Here is a 22,257-nt window from a genome sequence, read left to right as displayed (position 1 = left end):
CAAATAAAAAATACGTTATACACATATGAAAAAAATAGGCTTCTTATCTTTTGGTCACTGGGGCAGTCATCCTGCCTACAGTACACGTTCGGCCAGCGACACATTGCTGCAGTCTATTGACTTGGCAGTCGCCGCCGAAGAACTAGGTGTAGACGGAGCATACTTCCGGGTACATCACTTTGCTCAGCAATTAGCCTCACCATTCCCTCTTCTGGCCGCAATAGGCGCTAAAACCAGTAAAATCGAAATCGGCACCGGCGTAATCGATATGCGTTACGAAAACCCGCTTTATATGGTAGAAGATGCTGGCGCAGCAGATATTATTTCGGGCGGCCGATTACAACTGGGTATCAGTAGAGGGTCGCCTGAGCAAGTGATAGATGGCTGGCGGTATTTTGGTTATGAACCCGACGAGGGTGACACAGATGCTGATATGGGACGCAAAAAAGGACTTGAATTTCTAGAAAAACTCAACGGTATAGGTTTCGCAGAGCCCAATCCCTACCCCATGTTTCCTAATCCTCCAGGGCTTTTACGGTTGGAGCCCCATTCTGAAAGCTTGCGTGATAGAATCTGGTGGGGTGCTGCGTCCAATGCTACTGCAGTGTGGGCAGCGGAAAATGGAATGCATTTACAAAGTTCGACGCTGAAATACGATGAAAGCGGGAAACCATTCCATGTACAACAAGCCGAACAGATAAGATTGTACCGAGAAGCCTGGAAACAAGCGGGCCATTCTCATAAACCAAGAGTTTCGGTGAGTCGCTCTATTTTTGCCTTGGTCAATGATTTAGACCGTTACTATTTTGGACAAGAAGCCAACAAATCCGATCAGATCGGCGTCATTGAGACCGACAAACGCACGATCTTTGGGCGCAGCTACGCAGCAGAACCTGATCAACTCATCAAAGAGCTTGCTGAAGACGAAGCGATCCAGGAGGCTGACACTCTGCTGTTAACAATTCCCAATACACTAGGGGTAGAATACAATGTACATGTATTGTCGTCATTCTTGACCCATGTAGCTCCTGCATTAGGCTGGCGCTAGACACCGTATTATAGCACAGATTATACACTGCTCCCAAGACTATATTTCAAATTCGATCTTGGGAGCGGATATAGTTTTCCACACCGTGACATGAAGGATACTTTAGCTCCGATAAACTTGTATCTTCGCAGCATTACGCCAAGTTCATGTTTACATTTGCCAGTATACTAGTTACAATCTGCCTTGTCCTTATAGGACTTGCACTACGATACAATTATCTGAGGAGTAAACAACACTACGAAGACAAACAACAAAAATCAGATGCTGATGATATTGTATACCATAAATACCTTAATACCCATGCATCTGTTATCCAAACCATTTACAAACAGATCCTACCTTTTACCGATTCCTACTGTTCAAATAACGAATTGGCTCAAAAAGTAGCATATATCGAGCGTAAGCTTCCATCAATTACTTTTAAAAAAAATATTCATCTAGATAACTCCTTGTCATCATCTTACCAAGCTATACGCACTTATGTAACGCATGGCGAAAAGCTTAGAATAGCCCACAACACCTCTTTTCTAGAACGGGAGAAAAACAGAAGTAAAAAATATTTTCAGACCTTGCTCTCGCATCCTTTGGACAAACAGCAGGTTGATGCGATCCTACATGACGATGATAATACCTTAGTCATTGCTGGAGCTGGATGTGGAAAAACAACTACAGTACAAGCGAAGATAGCCTATTTACTTTACAATAAGTTGGCTAAACCAACAGATATACTAGTCTTATCCTTTGCCAAAAAAAATGCAGACGATCTAAAAGAAAAACTAGCCCATTTAGGTATCAATTGTCGCACTTTTCATGCTCTTGCTTATCAGATCATTAAAGACGGAGAATCAGAACCTGCTATTCTACCCCCAAACGAAGTTGAACGAACAATCATTGACATACATCACCGTATGTGCACAGATAAAACATATTTATCCTCATTCAACGATTTTGTACTCAACGGACTCCGTCCCATCTTAAACAATAGTGAATTTAAAAACGATGCTGCTTATATCGATTATTTAAAAGACAGCGATTTCGAATCCATACAGGGTTTACTCGCCAAGCGTCGGTTCCTCATGCATGGACATGATAAGAGCATGGTTGGGGAATTTGTCAAGAATGGAGAACACTGCTATATAGCCAATTTTCTTTTTTTACACGATATACCCTACAGCTATGAGACCCCATTTTTTGTCTCGTTGCGCGAAGAGGAAAAAGCCGCTCTAGATAAACAATTAAAAAGATATAAGCCCACATTCACAATCTATCTCAACGGTTATGACGCACAGCGGATCAAAACCTGTCCATTTCCTCAAGATCATCTGATCTTTATAGACCATCTCCCTACGGCTGAGTACAAGGATACCTTAATCTGGAGTGATGACTTACATGAGTCTTACCGCAGCAGATATATCAAATCCTATGCGCATGAGTTTAAGGAAAAAACAATTGAAGAGACCCTAATCAGTCATCTGTCAAAATACGGAGTTCCACTGCGACGGAAATCGAATGAAGATATTTATAAAATCCTTGAAGAAGCCTATGGCAAAGAAATAGATGCCGTCCTCAAATTAATACAAACCTTCATTACGCTGTTCAAATCCAGTGGTCAGACCTTCGACAGGTTAATTCAAAGTAACAGTCAGCAGTTCAGACAGGATGGAGAACTTCAAAATCGTAATGAACAGTTTTTCGACATTGTCCATCGCATACAACTAGCTTATCAAGAGAGACTAAAGTTTCTCAAAAAGGTAGATTTTGACGATTTAATCCACAGCGCCACGTTAAAGGTAAAAAACAATCGGTACCAACACGCTTATAAGTATATCATTGTCGATGAATTTCAGGACCTCTCGATCAATCGCTGCAAACTCCTTTTAGCTTTAAAAAAACAACGCTATTGCAAATTATTTGCTGTCGGAGACGACTGGCAATCTATTTACCGTTTTTCTGGCAGTGATCTAACACTATTTAATCAATTTGGAGAGTTCTTTGGGCATACAGTAGTCAGAAAGATTGAAAACACGTATCGATTTGCGGAACCTATGATCAGTATTTCATCCCGTTTCATCCTAAAGAACCCCTATCAAATAGAGAAGACACTACGAAATCCAGGCAATAGAAAAACAGAAGTTTTTTTCGAATACACACAGGACAACATATCACATCTTAACCAAGATCTGCTCCATGTATTACAAAAACTGTATGCGCAGTATGGACAAAAGCTACAACATAAATCCATGCTGTTACTAGGTAGGTATCAACATGATATCAATCGTATCCAAGATGCCCCTGACGTAAAAGTTTCAAAAAAGCACTCCTACATCGAGATTCACAGCCTACTTCGCGATATTCAAATCGATAGACACGGAAATACAGTCCGCAATAATCAACTACAACTGGATAAGAAAATTGATTTTCAAACAGTACACAGTGCAAAAGGACTTGAAGCCGATATTGTTATCCTAATAAATTGCGAAAGCGGTAAATATGGGTTTCCTGCAGAGTTAAGTGATGATAAGGTTCTAAATCTTCTGTTGTCAGGTGACGACCAATATCCTAACAGCGAAGAACGAAGGGTGTTCTATGTCGCTATGACCAGGGCTAAGGAAAAGTTTTATTTTCTACTAAACAGAAACAAGCAGTCCAAGTTTATCCGTGAACTTCATCTCGATCATGTTGGCCCATTAGCAAGTCCTTCGCAGCAATGTGAACGCTGTGGTGGCGAACTTCGTTTTATTAAGAACATATCGAATAAAATTTGTACATCTCAAATGTATGGATGTACAAATTTTAGATATGGATGCGATTATACCACGTTCCGTAAAACGACAGCCGTAAATGCAGTCGTTGATAACGATAGTTATTAAAAAATTAATAATCTGACCACTCCCTTTCACATCTACTCTATTGCCTATCAGACCTATTTTTTGTAAGTTTGTAAGGTATATGGACATTATGAAATATCTAATCGGAGTATTTTCTATATTGGCACTTGTTTCTTGTAGTAATCAAGAAAAGGATCAAAAATTGGAACAACTAGACAAAAAATCTGCAAGAGAAGTCACTTTGAAAACGGTTGTAAAAGGAGACTCTGTACTACACATCACAACCCAGCATATCTGGTACAACGGAGAACAGATCGCCGCAAAAAACGACACTATCGTTACAGCAGCTGCTCCCAATACTTGGGATGGTGTCGATTCGACAAAAACTTTGAGTAAAGTACCTATCTACGTAACTGTACAATAATGAGAAAGTCATCTGCAAAAAATATCCAACTTGTACTTATCACCTCTGTATTAGCGTCTTGTGCCCAACCACAACAACAGCATACGGATGGAAAGCAACGTGTATATATGCGAGCTGATTCTACCGCAGCTTATACAGAAGTCACAGACAACTACCGTTCCGGACATGGTACCGGTGGTGGTATGGGATCTTCTTTACTTTGGTTTATGGCATTCAGACATATGGGAGGCGTATTGGGATATGCTAACAATAGCCTGCACCCGCAGTCTGTATCCGGCACCAATGCGGCGAAGGCTGCTGCTTTTAATGCACAACGAGGTGGTTTTGGTAAGAGTGCTACCACTACCCCTAGAGCATCGGCTGGATCGTAATGCAAATAAAGAAATTACGTATAGATCCCAGCTGGGAGTCTCGATTGGAAGCTATTGGGTACGGATACCATAGTCTGGGTGGAACCCCCTATTGGGTCGATGATTATTACTATGAGATAAGTAGCAAAGAAGCCGATCTTATCTATAAAGCGACCAACGAATTATGGTCGATGTGTCTAGAGGCAGTAGATTATATTATAAAAAACAAACTTTATCATCATTTCCATATTCCTCCGTTTATAATTCACCATATCGAACGTACTTGGGAGAATGATGCCCCCTCTATCTACGGTAGATTTGACTTCGCTTACGATGCCAGCAGCGGAGCATTGAAAATGCTAGAGTTCAATGCCGATACACCAACTTCATTATTTGAAACCGGTATAGTGCAGTGGTACTGGAAAAAACACTACTTTCCAGAACTCACCGACCAATTCAATAGCATTCACGAACAACTGATCAACAGCTGGGGCGAACTAAAACCTTACCTTAAAGGGGATATTTTACATTTTGCCTGCGCAAAAGAGACTCTCGAAGATCTTACAAATCTGGAGTATCTTCGGGATACAGCCATCCAAGCAGGACTACAGACCAAACTAATCTATATAGATGATATCGGCTGGACCGGTCGCGACTTTGTAGATGTAGAAGGTGAATCTATTCAATCTATATTCAAACTATACCCTTGGGAATGGATGGTACGTGAAGAATTTGGAGTTCATATCATTAATGATCTCAACCAAACACAATGGATCGAACCCTCCTGGAAGATGCTATTATCCAACAAAGCGATTCTCCCGATTTTATGGGAATTGTTTCCAAATCATCCAAATCTGCTAGCGGCCTACTTTAAAGAGCCAGATCATTTAAAACATTTTGTAAAGAAACCCATTCTATCTAGAGAAGGAGCTAATATTGAGATGTATTACGACAAACAGATGATCTATTCTACAGAAGGGGAATACGGTGAAGAGGGATTTGTATACCAAGAGCTGGCTAATTTACATCGTGAAGACTCTGGATTCTCCATTATAGGTAGTTGGATAATCGGACAGGAATCCTGTGGTATATCCTTTAGAGAATCGGATATGCCCATCACAACGGATCAAAGTCGATTTGTCCCGCATATCATAAGGCATTAAAAGCAGTATCATTTATCTGGAGACAAAAAACATAGTATTATCAGTTTTAAATTCGGTCAAAAATGTAAATTTGATTCTAATTTAGAATGTATGCTTAAAAATATTCTCTCTATCGTAATAGCTGGATTTTTCTTGCTTTCCTGTGCCACAAACCAAGAGAAAAAAGATATCCTATGGTACAAAGGTCAAGTGATTGAACAATTGGAACCAGAAGGTGATTCTACTTATCGGGTACAAATAGGCATTATGGCCTCCTCTTTCTGGTTAGATCAGCAACATAGTAGTTTTAAATCATATTTATCGCTATTGCAACATAGCCTGACCCAACGCGACAGACTAGATATTGGCATCGAAAAAAATAGCCATAAAATCATTACCGTTAAGGTGTCCAAATGAAAAAAAAGAACACGATCATCGACTAGATAATTACAGCAACGGCAGATCGGAAAAAGATAGAACGAACTGTAAAAACAGTGCGGCAAATTAGCGAAAGAATCAACTAAAAAGCGAATGGACAACAAAACATATCTAATTTTTGGAGTGAGTAAAGGACTTGGAAGAGCCATAGCACAACAGCTGCCCCAAACAACAGATAAGATATTAGGTATTTCAAGAAGTGAACCCGACTATTTAGACACACAGAAAAACATGAAGTGGATTTCAATGGATCTATCAAACCCAGCTTTGTCCACCCAGATTCTAAAAGATCAGATACATAACCAAAGGATAGATTACTTTATATATAATGTCGGAATCTGGGAGGAACAAGCTTTTTCTCCGGACTATGATTTCGAACACCTGTCCCAATCCGAAATCATCTCTATCATAAATACAAATATCACGTCCTGCCTATTAACGGTACAGGCAGTTATCCATAATCTGAAACAAGCAGATAATGCCAAAGTGATTTTGATCGGTTCTACATGGGGGCTGGACAACCATAGTGGCAAGGAAGTAATCTTTTCTGCTACTAAATTTGCACTGCGGGGGATTATACATGCTTTAAGAGAAAATTTTCGCCCTTATAAAATCGGAGTATCCATTTTAAATCTAGGATATTTGGCCACGGCAGCAGATGAACAGAATAATGAGGAGTTTATTCCCCTAGTGGACGTTATTAACGCACTTCGATTTATAACAAATACATCCAACGCTAGTTGCGTCAAAGAGATCAATATGCCTGCGATGCAGGATGAGAATATATAAGATGATACCGCCTGTATAAAACATAGGGAGTTCTTTTGCTGAACTCCCTACCATACTACCATGTGACGATTAAGTCTGCTAAAATCGGAAGATGATCCAAATCATTCAGATGTGTAAATGGCGCAGTCACATTCATAATTTTAATATTACTACTCGTTACTATATTATCAATACTCCGGTTGGGCACGGCTCCCACTCGACCTTCAGCAGCATTAGTACCTGCTGCTGTAGCAAACCACCCTTGTGCTCCACCATTCGCCATATTGAATCCAGCTTCGGTAAATTTTAGTTGAACTTTATCAAAAGCATTCATATCCCCCATACAGATAAAATATTCATATTTCTTTAAATTAGCCAAAAGGGCTGCAATAGAACTATCATGCCATTCTTTCTGCCATGGGATATGTGAAGAGATTACTGTAATGGTCTTATCCCCGACTTTCAAATCACCAATTACAGCATAGTAATCGCCATCCCATTTCTCTTGGCGTATGTTTTCCAATGTATAATTGGTAGCAATGCCATTATATATCCATTTGTTCTCCTTACCGAAATATACGTTTTTATAAAACGGCTTTAACAGGGCTTCTTCTGCTAACACCGTACTGTCTTTATCAAAAAAACGATTCCATTCATTGACGGCGAATAAATCAAGGCCTTGTTGGCCAATCCAACTCTTCCAACGAAACAGCTCTGCCTGCATCATTTTTCCATCACCTTGAAATCCTCCCAATCGGCCTTGATTAAAGTGACCAAGATTATATACCCCTACTTTTAAACGTAGGGGTAGATTGTTTTGTAATTGTCCAAACGCAGTAATACAAGTTAGTGCACACAATCCGAACAGTCCTATAATTTTTTTTATCATATCTCTATTTATTATAACGAATTGCTAAATAACCAATACCCGTCGAGGTCGCTTCATCTAACGGTTCGCTAGCATAGCTGTTTCCATTTGAAGCGAGGTTTCTCTCGACAACCAATCTTATGTACACCTTCGATTTGCCCAACAATGCCAACGGCAACTTGATATTGATATTCTTGTAAGCAGCTAATTGGTGTATATTCGTATTTGCAAATAATGGTGCGTCTGGCACTGTATAACTCTTGATCTTAGTCCAAGTCCCATCCATATTTCCATGCTCAGACCACTCTACTTTCCAGTACCGAGGAGCTCCTTTACCTGTAGAACCAACTAGATTTAATGCAGTAAACTGTAGCGAAAGTTGGTTTGTATTGATTCCCAAAGTTGAAAAATCTACTACAAATCCTTCTCCTCTATTTTTTTCATAATTCCACCATGTATCCTTAGCGGTAATTGCGGCATTTGTTACAGCCCCCTTACCATCTGAATTTGTTGTAGTTTCGGTATTCTGCTTACTACCAGCACCTGTCAACACCCCATTACCGTATTGGTTTGTATTTCCTAAGTTTTCTTTCCCGACAGCTCCCAAGTAACTATAGTCTACACTTTTACTCAGATTAACTGTATTAACAGAAAAAGTAATACTACCATTATTTCCCAAGGTAGGCAAAGCTATACCATTTGTAATATTCGGATATTGATATTCTGTAAGTAATTCCGAAAAGCCACTGGTAAACGTTGTTGCAATCTTGATATCCTCTTTTGCCAAATGACGAATCTGATAGCGGCCAATATTACCATAATCCTGCTCCAATGCGGCATCTTGGTACTCAAAACGGCTAAACTTCTCATGAACAATGACACCGGATATCGTTCCTGAACCCGCCGGCAACATGCTACCATCTCTACGATAAGCGGTACGTGTATTGGTCATTGTAAAGAAATCATCTCCATTTTTATCACGCATTAATAACGGATACTTCCCGATACGGTGAGCCGAAAACAACGTAGAATAACCTTCATTAATCGGAGTAAAGGATCCCTTTCGAATCGGAAACTCCACATCTTTCAATGTCACAAAGGTATAAATATCGTCATCTGTTAGATCTCTCATATGCTTCTGCTTGATCGCGATTTGGCTAGCAGCTCCCTCTTCCTGTCTCATCACCATCATGGATGTAACACCAGTCAGCGTATAGCGATTCGGATTCAACTCTCGTTCTACACCAACACCTTTCAACAAAATCTGCACCTTACTATATCTTTTGAAGATATTATCAGACGGCGTGCTCGTCAAAATACGGAAACCATAGCGTCCATCTAAACTTTGTACATATACAGTACGGTCATTTTCCGTATAATTGATCGCTGTTGGTGTCGTTTGAGGTGCATCGCCTACATTAGGATTACCTGCATCACTAACGACATGCCCTTCGATAAATAAATCGGATGTAATCTTCTCTCCTGCCCAAACACGTATCTCAGAGAAATCGGCTTGCATTCCAAACTCATTCAATGCATTAGCTTGCAAAAGATACAGTGTGGACACATGTTCAACATCCCATCCATCTTTGTAAGAAAGGCGAATCTGCACGTTTCGTAATTCAGTCTGCGAAGTATTCGGTTTTACGGTAAAACTAAAATTTTCTGCATTGGGATCATATGCGAAATCTGTGTTTATCCAAGCCTCCACATCTGGAGTAGGATAAATAACTTTTATGGTCATATCTTCCAAGGGAATGTTCGTCTTTAACTTACTAACTACTATTCCTCCGTCACCCAATACTGTCGTATTCAATGTTGGAAAATTTAGTATAGGTTGCTTCGTACCGTTCTGTTTTACCATAACAGTATCATAACGCTCGCTTTCAGGAGCATACAAAGCGACAACTGATTTACGAGGAAAACCTACATTGGCTTCGTGATCTAACAAGAAGCTTGTGTCTCCTTTCATTTTATCACTATTTACCTTTAACCAAGATTGCTCTTGAGGCAATACAACTTCAAAATTGCTACTGGACAATACTTTGACTTCCAGCTGTCCAGCTGTAGCCGGAATGGTATACTCCTTTTTTTCAGCCCCTAGTTCCGAAAATTTGAGATACTCTGCATCATCCTTTTTGCATGCAAAAATCAGTAAGAGCAAGCAAAAGACTCCGATATATTGTAGTTTAATCATCTTTCTATCTTAATTTTAAGGTATATACTTAACAGCTACTGCCCCCAAGCGTACAGTTACCGCAGCCATAGAAGCGATAATCTTTCCACTCTCTGCTCCATCTGCGGTATTGGCTCCACAGATATCCTTCTGTGCCTGTAGCCTGACAAAAACGTTTGGTTTATTCAACAAATCATTAGGCAACTTAAATGTAAAAGAGTTCAAGCCATTAGCGGTATACATATGATTCAAACCCCATCCCGCTAATGGTCGGATACCATATGTCGAATTCGGAAGCACCGTATAATCAACACCATCCAAGGAATACGCAATCTCCCAGTAAGTAGGTACATTCAATGTTGCTGTTGTACCAGATCCACCTCCTTGGCTAAAATTGAACAGCAACTGTCTCGCGCTGATCCCTGTCGTTGAGAATTTGAACACAAAGCCTTCTCCTCTATTTGTCGTCGTATTCCACCATTTTGTGTTATACTGCACTGCAGAACTAGGGACAACCTTAGAAGCCGGATCGGTATGGTAAATAGGATGTGCGCCTAACGAAGAGGGTGCTCCAGCCACCGTACAATTCATCTCACCCTTACCTACAGCAGGAAGGATTTTGTCCCCCTCTTTCTGTATAGTACCTGTGGCAGAGAGATTACTTGGGTTCATCCATTTCCACTCCACTAGCGTACTTGCTTTTTCCCCTTCATTTAACTTAATATCCGACTGGCTCACGGGTCGTATTGAATAGCGGCCGATTTCACCTTCGCCATAACCGTATTTGATCAATTTATGATGCACGACGATACCGGAAAAAGTGCCAGATCCAGTTGGCAATGTACTACGGCTCCAAGAAGCAGCTACATTGACAATAGCTTTTAAACTACCTCCCTGGTCATCATATATTGCAGTAGGCACTGCATCTACATAAGGTGTACTGGCACCCGCCTGATTCCAATTAAAGACGCCGGCATAGCCCATATTGACATTTACATAACTACCATATGGGACAGATACACTTGTATTTTTTAGACTAACGTAGGTATATATATCGCTATCCTTTAATTCATTTATAGCTTTATTTTTCATCGGTAAGCTTGCTGCGTTACCTATCTCGGATTTAACTATGGTACTGGGCGTAAGTCCTTTGATTGTGTAGCGAGTAGGGTTAGCTTCCTTCATCAATACGAGACCATCTATAGATAACGTCGCCTTACTATAACGTTTTAAACTATTTGCGCCCTTATTGACGAATTTTAAACGTATGCCCGAACTACCTTCCGCATTCTGTACGTAAGCAGTCTTAGGTGATTCATCATAGTCTATATCATTGAATGCTCGATTAGGATTTACGTCCATATTCGCATTACCTGCATCCGAAATCACAAAGGCTTCCAAGACCTTAAGAGGCATACTCAGTTTGATCTCACCCGCTTCAGCTGGAATCAGCGCTTTCAGTTCGTCTATGGTTAAATACTCGAAATCATCAGCCGATTGTTCCACCTGGTGTATCAGATTGATATAATTGACACCATTGTTCGTATACTTCAATTGTACCTGAGCATGTCGTCTCTCTCCAGAGTTGTTTTGTCGAACCGCAATCATCAATAAACTATCATTGGCCAACTCGACCCTTTCTATCCAATCAGCCCCTTGCTCATACGTTATCACATGTTCAAAATCAGGAAATAGTGCACCTACATTTCCCTTAACAATAACAGTATCTATTTTGGCATTCCGCGTAAGTACAGACACCTGCTTACGAGGTACCAAAACCGGATCCTGTAATGACTGGTCTACATCGGTAAATACGGTATATTCTTTATCGAAGCCATCGACTACAGTTAAATAAATACGTACAGTGCGATTTCTTCCAGCATTGTTTTCCAAAGCTTTAAACTGCAATCCGTTATCTAGAAAAGTAGCCCCTGTAACCCATTTTTCAGAAGTCTCATCATCATAGAGATAATCTATCTTAATGTTCTTAATATTAGACTTTAAATCATTAACGATAGGGAGGTTAATCTGGAATGGATTTTTGGTAATCGTGTATTTTGACTTAGAGAATCGAAACGCTGCATTCAGTCCAGCCTGTATTACCTTTACTTCCTGTTTCTCTTTTCCTTTTGATATGACCAAGGTGGCAGATCGTGATACGCCAAAGTTCTGAGAATAGGAAAACAGAATATCTGAATTCTCTGTTCCAGAGGTGCGATCCAACGCCAACCAGTCGGCTTCCTCTTTGACCGCAACATTCCAACCACCATCCGAGTATACCATAATTTTGGTCTTTCCTTCTGTAGCTTCGAGGTGGATCTCGTTGGAGTTGACCGACAACGATAGCCCCAAGTCGAACTTTCTTTCACAGCCCATCAATAGGGTTAACAGAATAAGTGCAAGACTTTTATAGGAAAGCAATTTATATATGTTTATCTTATTCATTTTTGAATTATTCGAACGTTAAATACTAGAGTAGTAAATGAAACATCATTGGAGGGTGATCCGAATAGACTTTTGTAAACTCGTCGTAGATCGGCTGAGCTTTAGTGACTTTTTTCAATACCGATTCCGTACCGAATATAAAGTCAATCCGCCGGCCTGGATATTGGAAATCGTATTTGGCAGTACCATCTTCCTTAGTACCATGTAGGTAATGAATAGCATCGACATAGCCTGCCTCCATAATTTCATCAATTGCCCAATAGTTATTGGTGGTCACTGAAGGTTCATAATCTCTGCGTGATACCGAATTGAAATCCCCCATAAACACCCAGTCCTTCTCCTTGCTAAACTTACGTATTGTACTATCCAATACGACATTAGCTTCCTGTAGGCGGTAATCATTACCCAAGTTGTCCCCCACAGTCTTCCAGTAAGCTTGCGGCCAAAAATGAGTAACCACAATATTCAAGTCTGTATTTTTAAGTCTTGCGAAGATTGCTCCATGAGACACATTAAGTGTAATCCTGCGTCTTGATTCTATAGGGTATTTTGATGTTAACGCTACTGGATAATTATCCGTAGACTTTGGATTGGTAATCACATAATTGTGACCATAGCGCTTTGCCAATTTTTCTAAATCACGTTGATTAAACCCGTTGACTTCCTGTAGTGCTAAGACATCCGGAGCTTGCGATTTGATCCATTCTACAAATTTATTGTAGTTGTTGGCCTTATCATTTTTCATGCCCTCAAGAATATTATAACTGATCACCTTCAATGTATCAGGCAACACCAGTTCCTCAGGGCTTGGCTCCTCTATTATAGGTTCAGATTCGTCCTTATCTTTACAGGATACTATCAGTAATGTGGCCAGCACAAAAAAGAGCCCCCCTAGAAAAGAGTATAATCTAACACTTTGCATTCTCATATACGTATTAACCTTTTCCATAAAATTCGTAAGCTTTATTATCTAGATTATTGCCCGATTTAACCACTTCTATATCCGGTATAGGATAGTACTCATGACAAGGCAGCATATTATTTTTTAGTGCAGCATAGTCTGTATAGTCATAAGTAGCTTGATACCATATTCCCCAGCGTACCAAGTCGTACTTACGTTGATATTCGCCCAATAACTCACGGCCCCTCTCCTTTTGGATCTCTTCTCTCAATAGGTCCCAATTTTTGAACTCGTAATCTGCTAAACCCGCCCTGTTACGGACCATATTCAGATACTTAATAGCAGCAGTTTGATCCCTAAGTTCCATATAGTTCTCTGCCTGCATCAACAAGGCATCTGCATAACGAAATACTCTTTGATTATTCCCGTCGGCGACATTGTACATATTATAGGTCCAAAATTTAGGTCCTAACCAAGGTCGTGTAGCTGTACTTTTGAATGCTACCCCCTTATAGTCCCAAGCCATATTCAGATTCGTACGCAAATCCTCACTACCGCGACGCATCACGCTTTGAAAAAAGAAATTATTAGGACGAAGTGGAGACCAAGTGGTCGCATTAGTACCCAACTCGGGTATCTCCACGCCATCATAGATAGCTCCGGTACTGCGAGTCGGCATACATATAGCCCCTGAGTTTGTAGTCACCTGTAGTCCCGTTTCGGAATAGGTAAATTGAATCTCAAAAATAGACTCTAAAATATTCTTATTCTTCAGGGCTATATCTCCCAATGGATATTTGTTAAAATCACCGTAGATAGCTTCTAGTTTCTGCATAGCATCCTTTGCCACATCCCATTTCTTATTCCACTGTGCAAGTTTACCGATCAACATCCATCCCATTGCTGCCCCCGAACGATTGCCGGGTACATCATTGGTACGTACTTGGGCTAAATGTGGCAAATACTCCTGTAACTCCGCAATCAGATAATCACGGGTCGCAACTGCCGGCATTCTTCCTAATTTTGAAACCCGATCCAAAACTTCGGCATTTGCTACATCTTCCGTATAAAAAGGTACATCGCCAAATGTAGATGTCAAGAACCAATAGTAATAAGCACGCATAATCATTCCTTCTGCCAATAGTCTATTCTTGCTATCCTCAGAGAGAGGCGAACGCTTTATTCCATCGATGATAGAGTTACAATACATTACTCCACGATAACCCAACGTCCACATATTCTGTCCAAACCGAGGCTGGGCAGGCGATATGTCCAGTTGTGCGTCTAGCGTACCTGATGCTATATACATCAAATCACTAACTCCTTCTGTAGCCATCAAATACGTATAGGTATAAATAGTTTTTAGAGGAATATATGTAGAGTTGAGCCCTGAAATACACTGTGCTTCTGTTAAGTAATAATTGTCCGTATTGACAAAGGATGTAGGTTCTTCTTCAATCGAACACCCTGTCCAAAGTAGACTACTAAGAAAAAATATAAATAAACGTTTCATTTATAGACTTTTTTTGATTTAATACCTGATTTGAATACTGCCTACAATAGTTCTAGGCTTTGGATAGGCCCCAATATCAAGCCTTCTTAATGTCGAAGTACCACTAGACGATGAAACATCTGGGTCGAATCCGTTGTACTTCTTCCAAACGAATAAATTTTCTCCAGCTAGACCAAACTGTACATCCCGCAACTTATTTTTTGTCCACTTGCCCAAATCTAAAGTATACCCGACAGATACACTCTTCAATCTCAGGAAGCTGGCATCATAAACCATACGACTAGACGCTATATTATCCACAGATCCAGCCCTAGGCAGGTCCGAATTAGGGTTACGAACTGGGTGCCACGCATCCAACATGTATGCATACTGATTGGCAAAGTTGCTACCATTTCCCATCCATTGTTCGGAGATGTTGTAAATCTTACCGCCCAAAGAATAGTTGAGAAATACCCCAAGTGTCCACTGGTCATATCTAAAATTATTCTGAAAACCACCATGTACCAACGGATCTGCGTTGCCTAAATAGGTAAGGTCATTTTCATTAAATATTCCATCGTGATTAGCGTCTATATAACGAGCTGAACCCAATCGATACTGTTGTGTAGAAGCAGAAACATAAGCTCTAGTGATTTTGTTTCTATCTATTTCTTCCTGTGACTTCCATGTACCTGCATATTGGAATCCCCATAAGGCATTCAACGGATAATCTTTCACATAACCATACATCATGTATCCGTTATTGCCAGCCGCCGTATAGGCACTTACATAACCGTAATGTCCGATATCATCTACTCTTTGCTTGTTGTGCGAGATCGAAAATGTACTGGTCCAAGAGAACTTGTCTTTCTGTATATTGCGTGTCTCAATGCTAAACTCGACACCTCTATTAGACGTTTTTCCTACGTTGGCAAAACGTGTAGCGTATCCGGTCTGTGTAGGAGTCTGCACATCGAGCAGAAGATCCTTGGTGTAGGATAGATAAGCTTCAAATGTCATATTCACCCTGTTGTTAAACAAAGCAATATCTGTGGCGATATTATACATATCTGTTTTTTCCCAGGACAGTTCTTCCGAAGCTAACCGTGACGGATAGAATGCTACTGGTTGTGATCCATTGAAGAGATAACCGCTAGTTGAAGAAGAAAGTGCCGCCAACGATCTATAGGAAGAGATACCATCGTTGCCGGTACGTCCAGCACTAGCACGTATAGAGAAATCATTAATCCAAGAAGAGTTCTTTAAAAACTCCTCATTGCTCACTGTCCATTTTAACGCAGCAGAAGGAAAGAACGCCCACTTTTCATTCTTCGCAAAGTTAGAAGCGCCATCCCTACGTCCTGTTACCGTAAGATAGTATTTGCTTTTGTAATTATAATTGGCACGGGCTAGGTAAGACATGGAGGTCTTAGTCGTGTTACCTGACCCTCCTACGTAGTTTTCCTTATCAGGAATTGCATTCATATTATTCCAAAGGATCGCATCTGATTGGTAACCTTCACCACGTAGCGTAAGATTGTCATCCGTTATTTTCTGTCCTACAAAACCAGCCGTAAAATCCAGATGATGTACATCGTCCCATTTCTTGAGATAATTCAATGTCGTCTGACTCATCAGGTTACTCTGTGTATACTCTGCTCTATAAGCCATTCCTCCTTCATTGTCTGCTTTAGCTGGCAAATTTCCTGGTTCGTATTCAAAAGTATGCCTACCGTAAGCATAATAAGTCAGTTGAGAATTTACTTTTAGATTCTTAATAGGTTCTATCTCAATATACCCTGTATTCGTTGTACCGTCGTGTTTAATATTATTGATGACATCCGAATCCAGGATCGAACGCGGCGAGTTAAACTTCTGCCCAGAGTACCAAAGATCATTAAAGTTATCATAAACCTTTATCATGGGATTTAAATAGATCGCACCACTCCACCAATTAGTGCCGCCGATAGTAACCAGGTTTTTGTTTTCATCCCGTTTTGTATAACTGTACTTAAATCCTACTTTCATCCATGGAAAAAGCTGGTAGTCTAGATTCAGACGTCCGGTAAAGCGACCTAACCCACTTTCTTGAATAATTCCCTGTGTATTATCATATGCAATCGAAGCATAGTAACTGCTTTTATTTTTACCACCGGATAACGAAAGATTGTGGGTGTGATAAGGCGCAATACGAGTTATCTCATCTACCCAATCTGTTCCTTTTCCCAGTGCATTGGGATCTGGATAAGGGTATGCCGACATTGGTGAATTAATGGTAATATCGCCATATGGATCGGCCGATGTGAATAGTGCATAATCATTGCGATACTGCGCATACTGGGAAGCATTCATAATATCAAGCTTCCTTGGGAGTTGAGAAAGGCCAACTGTACTACGTAACGTAATATTATCTTTTCCAGACTTCCCTTGTTTAGTTGTGACAATAATAACACCATTACTACCACGTGTACCATAGATTGCTGTAGCCGACGCATCTTTCAAAACCGATATCGATTCGATATCCGAGGTATTGATATCCGTCAGACTACTCACAGCATCCATTACACCATCCACGACGATCAGAGGTTCATTACTCGCTGTTATTGATCGGGTGCCTCGTATACGTATTGAAGTAGTAGCTCCCGGCTCGCCCGTCGTCGCCGTAAACTCAGCACCAGGCACACGTCCTTGCAAAGCCAAATCGACAGACAACACAGGTGCATCTTTAACATCCTCCATTTTGATGTTGACAACCGAGCCTGTTAAATCCTTCTTCTTGACTTGGCCATAACCGATTACTACCGCTTCTTCCATATCGGTAACTTTCTCGACCATTACTACTTGCAACTCACTAACACTGTTTACATTGATCTCTTTCTTATCAAAGCCCAATAGCGATAATTCCAATACAGTAGGAAGATCCACCTCTAGCGTAAAAGTACCAGACTCATCGGTCCGCGTTACTTTTCCTGTGGATTTGTCGCGCACCGTTACATTGGCGAGCACAGCCCCTGTACTTGTCTTTGTATTTCCTTTTAATACGTGTTGTTGTGCCTCTATTGAAGCAGTATTACCTAGTGTACTCTTTCTATTCTGATCATTTTTTGAGAATAACACGATGCTATGATCCTTACGTTTAAAATCCAATTGGTATGGAACCAATAGTCTTCGTAGGGCATCCAAGGCTTCAACATCTACCAATTCGACATTACTGATCGTATTATTGGGTAATATCCCCTGTGCATAAAATACGGTATACCCGCTACGTTTTTCAAAATCTTTCAATAGAGTGGCCAAACGAACATTCTTCCCTTTCAGCGTAATCTTTTGCCCAAAGGTACTTGCACTAAGGTGCATGGAGGCTACTAAAATCAGAATCCATGTCAATTTCATATACAATGGAATTTTCAGTTTAGGTAAGTTAAAGGCATAGCCCGCCCCTAACCTTTTTTTTTCATACATTTGTTAATAGGTTGAGATTAATAATACATTCTGTTTCAATCTAAAAATGCCTTAGGGCATACCCGGCAGGGACGGCTCCAACGTTCCTGCTTTTTTATATGCTAAGGCTAGCTAGCACTATTTCATGACAGTTATCCTCCTTCCCTGCACTTTAAATGTTACTAGGTCGGTCCACTCTATTAATTGTAACAATTGTTCAAATTTTTCAAATCTTGAGATACTTCCTGAGTATCTGACCTGCGACATATCTCCCTCAAAAACTACCTCTACATCATACCATCTGGCAATTTCATCCATTACTTCATAAATAGAGACATTATCGAAGGCAAATTTCCCGGATCGCCAGGCTGTACTGTATGAAGGATCGACAACCTTTACGGTATTTATCCCTGTTCGTGTAGAATAGACGGCCTGTTGTGAAGGTGTCAAAAACTGAGTTTTGGAAACTCCCTCATAATGCATAGCTACACGCCCCTCCACCAATGTCGTTTTATAAGTAGATCCATAGGTATTTACATTAAATTGTGTTCCTAAAACTTCAATCTTCTGCTTACCACTCATTACATAAAAAGGTACAGAACTATGTGCTTCTTTATGTTTAGCCACATCAAAATAAGCCTCACCATCCAACTCAACCATTCTACTGTCCTTTGCAAATTTCAATGGATACTTAAGCTTAGTTGCTGCATTAAGCCATACTTTAGATCCATCAGGTAATATCAAACTATACTCTCCTCCTCTAGGCGTCACAATCGTGTTGTACAATTCTCTCCGAATAGCGCCATCATCATTGTATGCATAGCTTACGCTACCATCAGCAGCTTTGAAGATACGAAGCCCCTTATCAGCGATAATCGTATCACTTGTAATCTGATCTAACTCAATAAAATTACCATCCTCAAACTGAATCCGAGCTTTATTACTTCCAGGCAAGATAGTCTCTCCGTTTTGTGTCGCATAAACTTCCACTATCTGTTCCCTGTCATACCACCATAATGCAGAAGCTATACCAACTACTAATGCAGCGGCCACAGCGATTTTGTTGAATTTATTCGCGAAAGAAGGTCTAGGTTGTGCTATTACCGGAGCGATACGTGGATCGTCGGAAATCTTCTGAAAGACTCGTTCCTGTACCGGCTTATCCCCGACATAATATGAAGGCTCAAATTCGTCGTCCCATGTCTCTTCTAGCGACCGGACTCCTTCCTCAGTTTCGAGAAAACTACGTAGGCGTTCCAGGTCACTCTTTTCAATAGTACCTGCCCGATATTGTTTTACTAGAATATATAGTTCTTTCTTGTCCAATCGTTCTCAATTTTTATCTATAAACGAAAGTCAAAAAGAAATGTACTAGTGGAGATCTTACTTTTTTTAAAAAAAGTAAAACACCGTTAGATAAGAAAAGAATAGATTTTCTGCAGCTTGAGACGTACCAATTTGCTTGCAGCCTGAAGGTGGTTTTTAACAGTATGTCTAGAGACCCCCATGCTTTCAGCGATATCTTTTTGGGGTTCATCATCAAGTTTAAATCGACGGTAAACTTCTTGTTGCTGCCTAGGTAATGTAGTTATTATCTGTTGAAGGAGACTGTTCAATTCAACAAAGTCAATTTTTTGTTCTAAATGCAAAGAAATAGCTGGCCATTCCAGGGAAGCTTCCTGAACAATCTTTGCTCCACTTATCTTCTTTCTAAAAAAGGATATACACAGACGTTTAGCAATCACGTATAAATAGGGATAGAGGTCACTAGAACTCCTGATTTTGTCACGATGTAAAAATAGTAATGTGAATGCCTCTTGGGTTATATCCTCGGCATCTTCCCGTTCTGTCCCCTTACTTAAGGCGTAACGGAATATGATAGGAAAATAGAAGTCGAAAGTTTTCTGAAAGACCTTAGCATCCCCCAATAAAAACCTTTCGAATTCATCATCTTCTAAAACACCATTCATTACTTCCATCTTGTAGTATCAGTCCCAATTAATTATGCAAACTAAGCGAATTTGTATATCCTTGAAGTTACCTTATGTTTAAGAAATTGTTTCTTTATTATTTCTTAACAGGCATAAATTGATCCGTTATATAGAGGTTTATATTATCGACAAAGACCCTGTTGGCTGCATTGCTGTCATGGTCTCCTGTCATAAACTGCAACTGAATAGTTGAAGCTGCAGGGTTGAGACTTGGTTTCTTTACTACAAAAGAGAAATGAGCTTTGTCCCACATATTAGTCGTCAACAGAGCAGATTGGTAGTCATAGTAGTCCAGACTGATCAACTTACTAGACTTACCATCGGCAAATTCAGCACCGACCAAACTTACTGTTAACTTATTAGCATCTTTTTGCCCATCTTTAGCTGTATATCCAATAGCATCAAAAGTCAATAATAACAGGCTATCTTTTTCCAATCCGGGAAATATTGGTGACGATAGATCTCCCCCTTTAGCACTGGTTCCTAACAGCATATAACCATTCATCCCTAGGGCAGAGCCTGTATTTGTACTCGTCCAGCCGATTTGTTTCTGCGCGGTGGTCCATTGTGTCATAGCAATAGCTTTACTTAAGTCTAATGGTGAGCCAATCCCATATTTTAACCAAATGAAATTTTCTTCGATCCGCGTATTATATCCCTGATTTAGTCGGATAAACACGCCTGAATAAGCATCACTATTATTAATATTCAACACACCGACACGCTTCTTATAGGTTTTATCCATGGGCAATACGTCCAAAATAACACGGGACTTATTCGTCCCTTCGATGGCCTCTATCTTATCTACCCGCACCCAGTTATTGACTTCATTCGTTTCGAACGACACACGTAATGCAGAATTACTCGTTACGTACAACGTATCTAGACCACCATCGGCTTTCCAAATCATCTCTCCAGCCTTCTCCTCGAAACTCTCCGTTTCGGAAACTTGTATTCCAGCTATTAATCCAGCTTCTTTATTATCTTTATCGCAGGATGATAGCGCGCATGTCATACCGATAAAAACGCACAAAGGCGCAAAGGCTGTACGTTTCAATTCGGTTCTTTTTAAAATAATTGATTTCATATTTTTCGCTAATTTTCTGTCGAGTGGACCGCTCCAGTAGTCAGAAATCAGTAAAAACACAAAATTATCCTTTTTAATCGAAGCTTAGGTTAAGTTAATATGAATTTTAACTTCACCATAGCGCTCCTTAAACTTAATATGTGATTTAAAAAAGGTTTTATTTGATTACGTTATATCTATTGTTAATCTAAAGTAGTACTTAATATCAAAATTAGCAAATAATTTTTATCTGCATTTACGATCACCTGATAAAAAGGTCAAAGATTAATATAGTATTAAACAGTCTTGCTTAGTGTGATATGGAAGCGAAATTCTGCACAAAGATTTAAGATAGCCACTCTCAGTTTTTGTCTCTCTGTACGATCGTGAAATCGCTCACTCAAATGCGTCTCATACTCCGCAACAATATCCGAGAGCTGAGGATCAGCTAATACTCCAGCGTTAAATTCTCTTCTATCGGTCTCTTCGTTGGACTCTAACAGCAGTTGAGCAAAATCAGAAGAATCAGGGAATAAATGGTTCAGGGTTAAACAAACTCCCAAAAGCAGGGGAATAGATCTTTCGTCAACATAATAAACATGACCATGTTCCTGTTGACTCAAATAGATCGATCGCTCTAGGTCACCGAAGCTTTCAGATTGTCGAGTCAACAGGTTGCAGATTCTTTTCATCTTTATGATGGAATTGGTAATAGTTCCTTCTCTCAAAAGGAATGTAATGTTTGAATCGAAGAATATGCTCATGGCCGTCTGCTGTGTTTGTGTGTAAACCATAGCTAAATCATGTATTTACATGCTCTACCATATTTTACGATCACAAAGGTAAGAACTGTGGTAAATTAGATTTACGGGAACCCGT

The 22,257-nt window shown here is 40.1% G+C and carries 17 protein-coding genes; 7 read left to right on the top strand and 10 right to left on the bottom strand.

Annotated features, from left to right (window positions below; genetic code table 11):
• Positions 1–25: 25 nt before the first annotated feature.
• The 7 genes from B5X76_RS07545 (at position 26) to B5X76_RS07515 (ending at position 7,019) form a co-directional block, all read left to right on the top strand.
• Complete coding sequence (locus tag B5X76_RS07545) at positions 26–1,048, top strand: LLM class flavin-dependent oxidoreductase (protein WP_079642499.1); 1,023 nt, start codon at positions 26–28, stop codon at positions 1,046–1,048.
• Positions 1,049–1,194: 146 nt separating this feature from the next.
• Positions 1,195–3,918, top strand: coding sequence for a UvrD-helicase domain-containing protein (locus B5X76_RS07540; protein ID WP_079642498.1), 2,724 nt, complete (start codon positions 1,195–1,197; stop codon positions 3,916–3,918).
• Between the two features lie 88 nt (positions 3,919–4,006).
• A complete protein-coding gene (locus B5X76_RS07535) occupies positions 4,007–4,300 on the top strand; it encodes a hypothetical protein (RefSeq protein WP_079642497.1) in 294 nt (97 codons plus the stop codon).
• Positions 4,300–4,671 (top strand): hypothetical protein, encoded by a 372-nt coding sequence (locus B5X76_RS07530; RefSeq protein WP_079642496.1) that lies wholly within the window; start codon positions 4,300–4,302, stop codon positions 4,669–4,671. The genes B5X76_RS07535 and B5X76_RS07530 overlap by 1 nt, the downstream gene beginning before the upstream one ends.
• Positions 4,671–5,813 (top strand): glutathionylspermidine synthase family protein, encoded by a 1,143-nt coding sequence (locus B5X76_RS07525; RefSeq protein WP_079642495.1) that lies wholly within the window; start codon positions 4,671–4,673, stop codon positions 5,811–5,813. Before B5X76_RS07530 ends, B5X76_RS07525 begins: the two co-directional genes overlap by 1 nt.
• Before the next feature lie 90 nt (positions 5,814–5,903).
• Positions 5,904–6,209 carry a hypothetical protein gene (locus tag B5X76_RS07520; protein WP_079642494.1) on the top strand — a complete coding sequence of 102 codons (306 nt, stop codon included), beginning with the start codon at positions 5,904–5,906 and terminating at the stop codon, positions 6,207–6,209.
• Between the two features lie 114 nt (positions 6,210–6,323).
• Positions 6,324–7,019: an SDR family NAD(P)-dependent oxidoreductase gene (locus B5X76_RS07515; RefSeq protein ID WP_079642493.1), complete on the top strand. Its 696-nt coding sequence runs from the start codon at positions 6,324–6,326 to the stop codon at positions 7,017–7,019.
• A gap of 55 nt (positions 7,020–7,074) precedes the next feature.
• Here the strand turns inward: B5X76_RS07515 and B5X76_RS07510 are convergent, their stop codons facing one another.
• From B5X76_RS07510 to B5X76_RS07465, 10 genes are all read right to left on the bottom strand, one after another.
• Positions 7,075–7,887 carry an endonuclease/exonuclease/phosphatase family protein gene (locus tag B5X76_RS07510; RefSeq protein ID WP_079642492.1) on the bottom strand — a complete coding sequence of 271 codons (813 nt, stop codon included), beginning with the start codon at positions 7,885–7,887 and terminating at the stop codon, positions 7,075–7,077.
• Positions 7,888–7,891: 4 nt separating this feature from the next.
• Positions 7,892–10,063, bottom strand: a complete 2,172-nt coding sequence (locus tag B5X76_RS07505; RefSeq protein WP_079642491.1) for a BACON domain-containing protein — start codon at positions 10,061–10,063, stop codon at positions 7,892–7,894.
• Positions 10,064–10,078: 15 nt separating this feature from the next.
• A complete protein-coding gene (locus B5X76_RS07500; protein WP_079642490.1) occupies positions 10,079–12,487 on the bottom strand; it encodes a BACON domain-containing protein in 2,409 nt (802 codons plus the stop codon).
• Positions 12,488–12,512: 25 nt separating this feature from the next.
• Positions 12,513–13,409 carry an endonuclease/exonuclease/phosphatase family protein gene (locus B5X76_RS07495; RefSeq protein ID WP_176141010.1) on the bottom strand — a complete coding sequence of 299 codons (897 nt, stop codon included), beginning with the start codon at positions 13,407–13,409 and terminating at the stop codon, positions 12,513–12,515.
• A 13-nt stretch (positions 13,410–13,422) separates the two neighbouring features.
• On the bottom strand, positions 13,423–14,901 hold the full coding sequence (locus B5X76_RS07490; RefSeq protein WP_079642488.1) for a RagB/SusD family nutrient uptake outer membrane protein: 1,479 nt from the start codon (positions 14,899–14,901) through the stop codon (positions 13,423–13,425).
• Between the two features lie 18 nt (positions 14,902–14,919).
• Positions 14,920–18,342 (bottom strand): SusC/RagA family TonB-linked outer membrane protein, encoded by a 3,423-nt coding sequence (locus B5X76_RS07485; RefSeq protein ID WP_217699630.1) that lies wholly within the window; start codon positions 18,340–18,342, stop codon positions 14,920–14,922.
• Positions 18,343–18,459: 117 nt separating this feature from the next.
• Positions 18,460–19,647, bottom strand: coding sequence for a FecR family protein (locus B5X76_RS07480; protein ID WP_079642487.1), 1,188 nt, complete (start codon positions 19,645–19,647; stop codon positions 18,460–18,462).
• An 86-nt stretch (positions 19,648–19,733) separates the two neighbouring features.
• A complete protein-coding gene (locus B5X76_RS07475) occupies positions 19,734–20,300 on the bottom strand; it encodes an RNA polymerase sigma factor (protein ID WP_079642486.1) in 567 nt (188 codons plus the stop codon).
• A gap of 88 nt (positions 20,301–20,388) precedes the next feature.
• On the bottom strand, positions 20,389–21,399 hold the full coding sequence (locus B5X76_RS07470; RefSeq protein ID WP_079642485.1) for a hypothetical protein: 1,011 nt from the start codon (positions 21,397–21,399) through the stop codon (positions 20,389–20,391).
• Between the two features lie 275 nt (positions 21,400–21,674).
• Positions 21,675–22,172: a hypothetical protein gene (locus B5X76_RS07465; protein WP_139375231.1), complete on the bottom strand. Its 498-nt coding sequence runs from the start codon at positions 22,170–22,172 to the stop codon at positions 21,675–21,677.
• Between the last annotated feature and the right edge of the window lie 85 nt (positions 22,173–22,257).

Source organism: Sphingobacterium nematocida (assembly GCF_900168125.1).
GTDB lineage: Bacteria > Bacteroidota > Bacteroidia > Sphingobacteriales > Sphingobacteriaceae > Sphingobacterium > Sphingobacterium nematocida.
The sequence above is the reverse complement of the archived record's forward strand: the minus strand, read 5'-3'. Positions and strand labels throughout refer to the sequence as shown.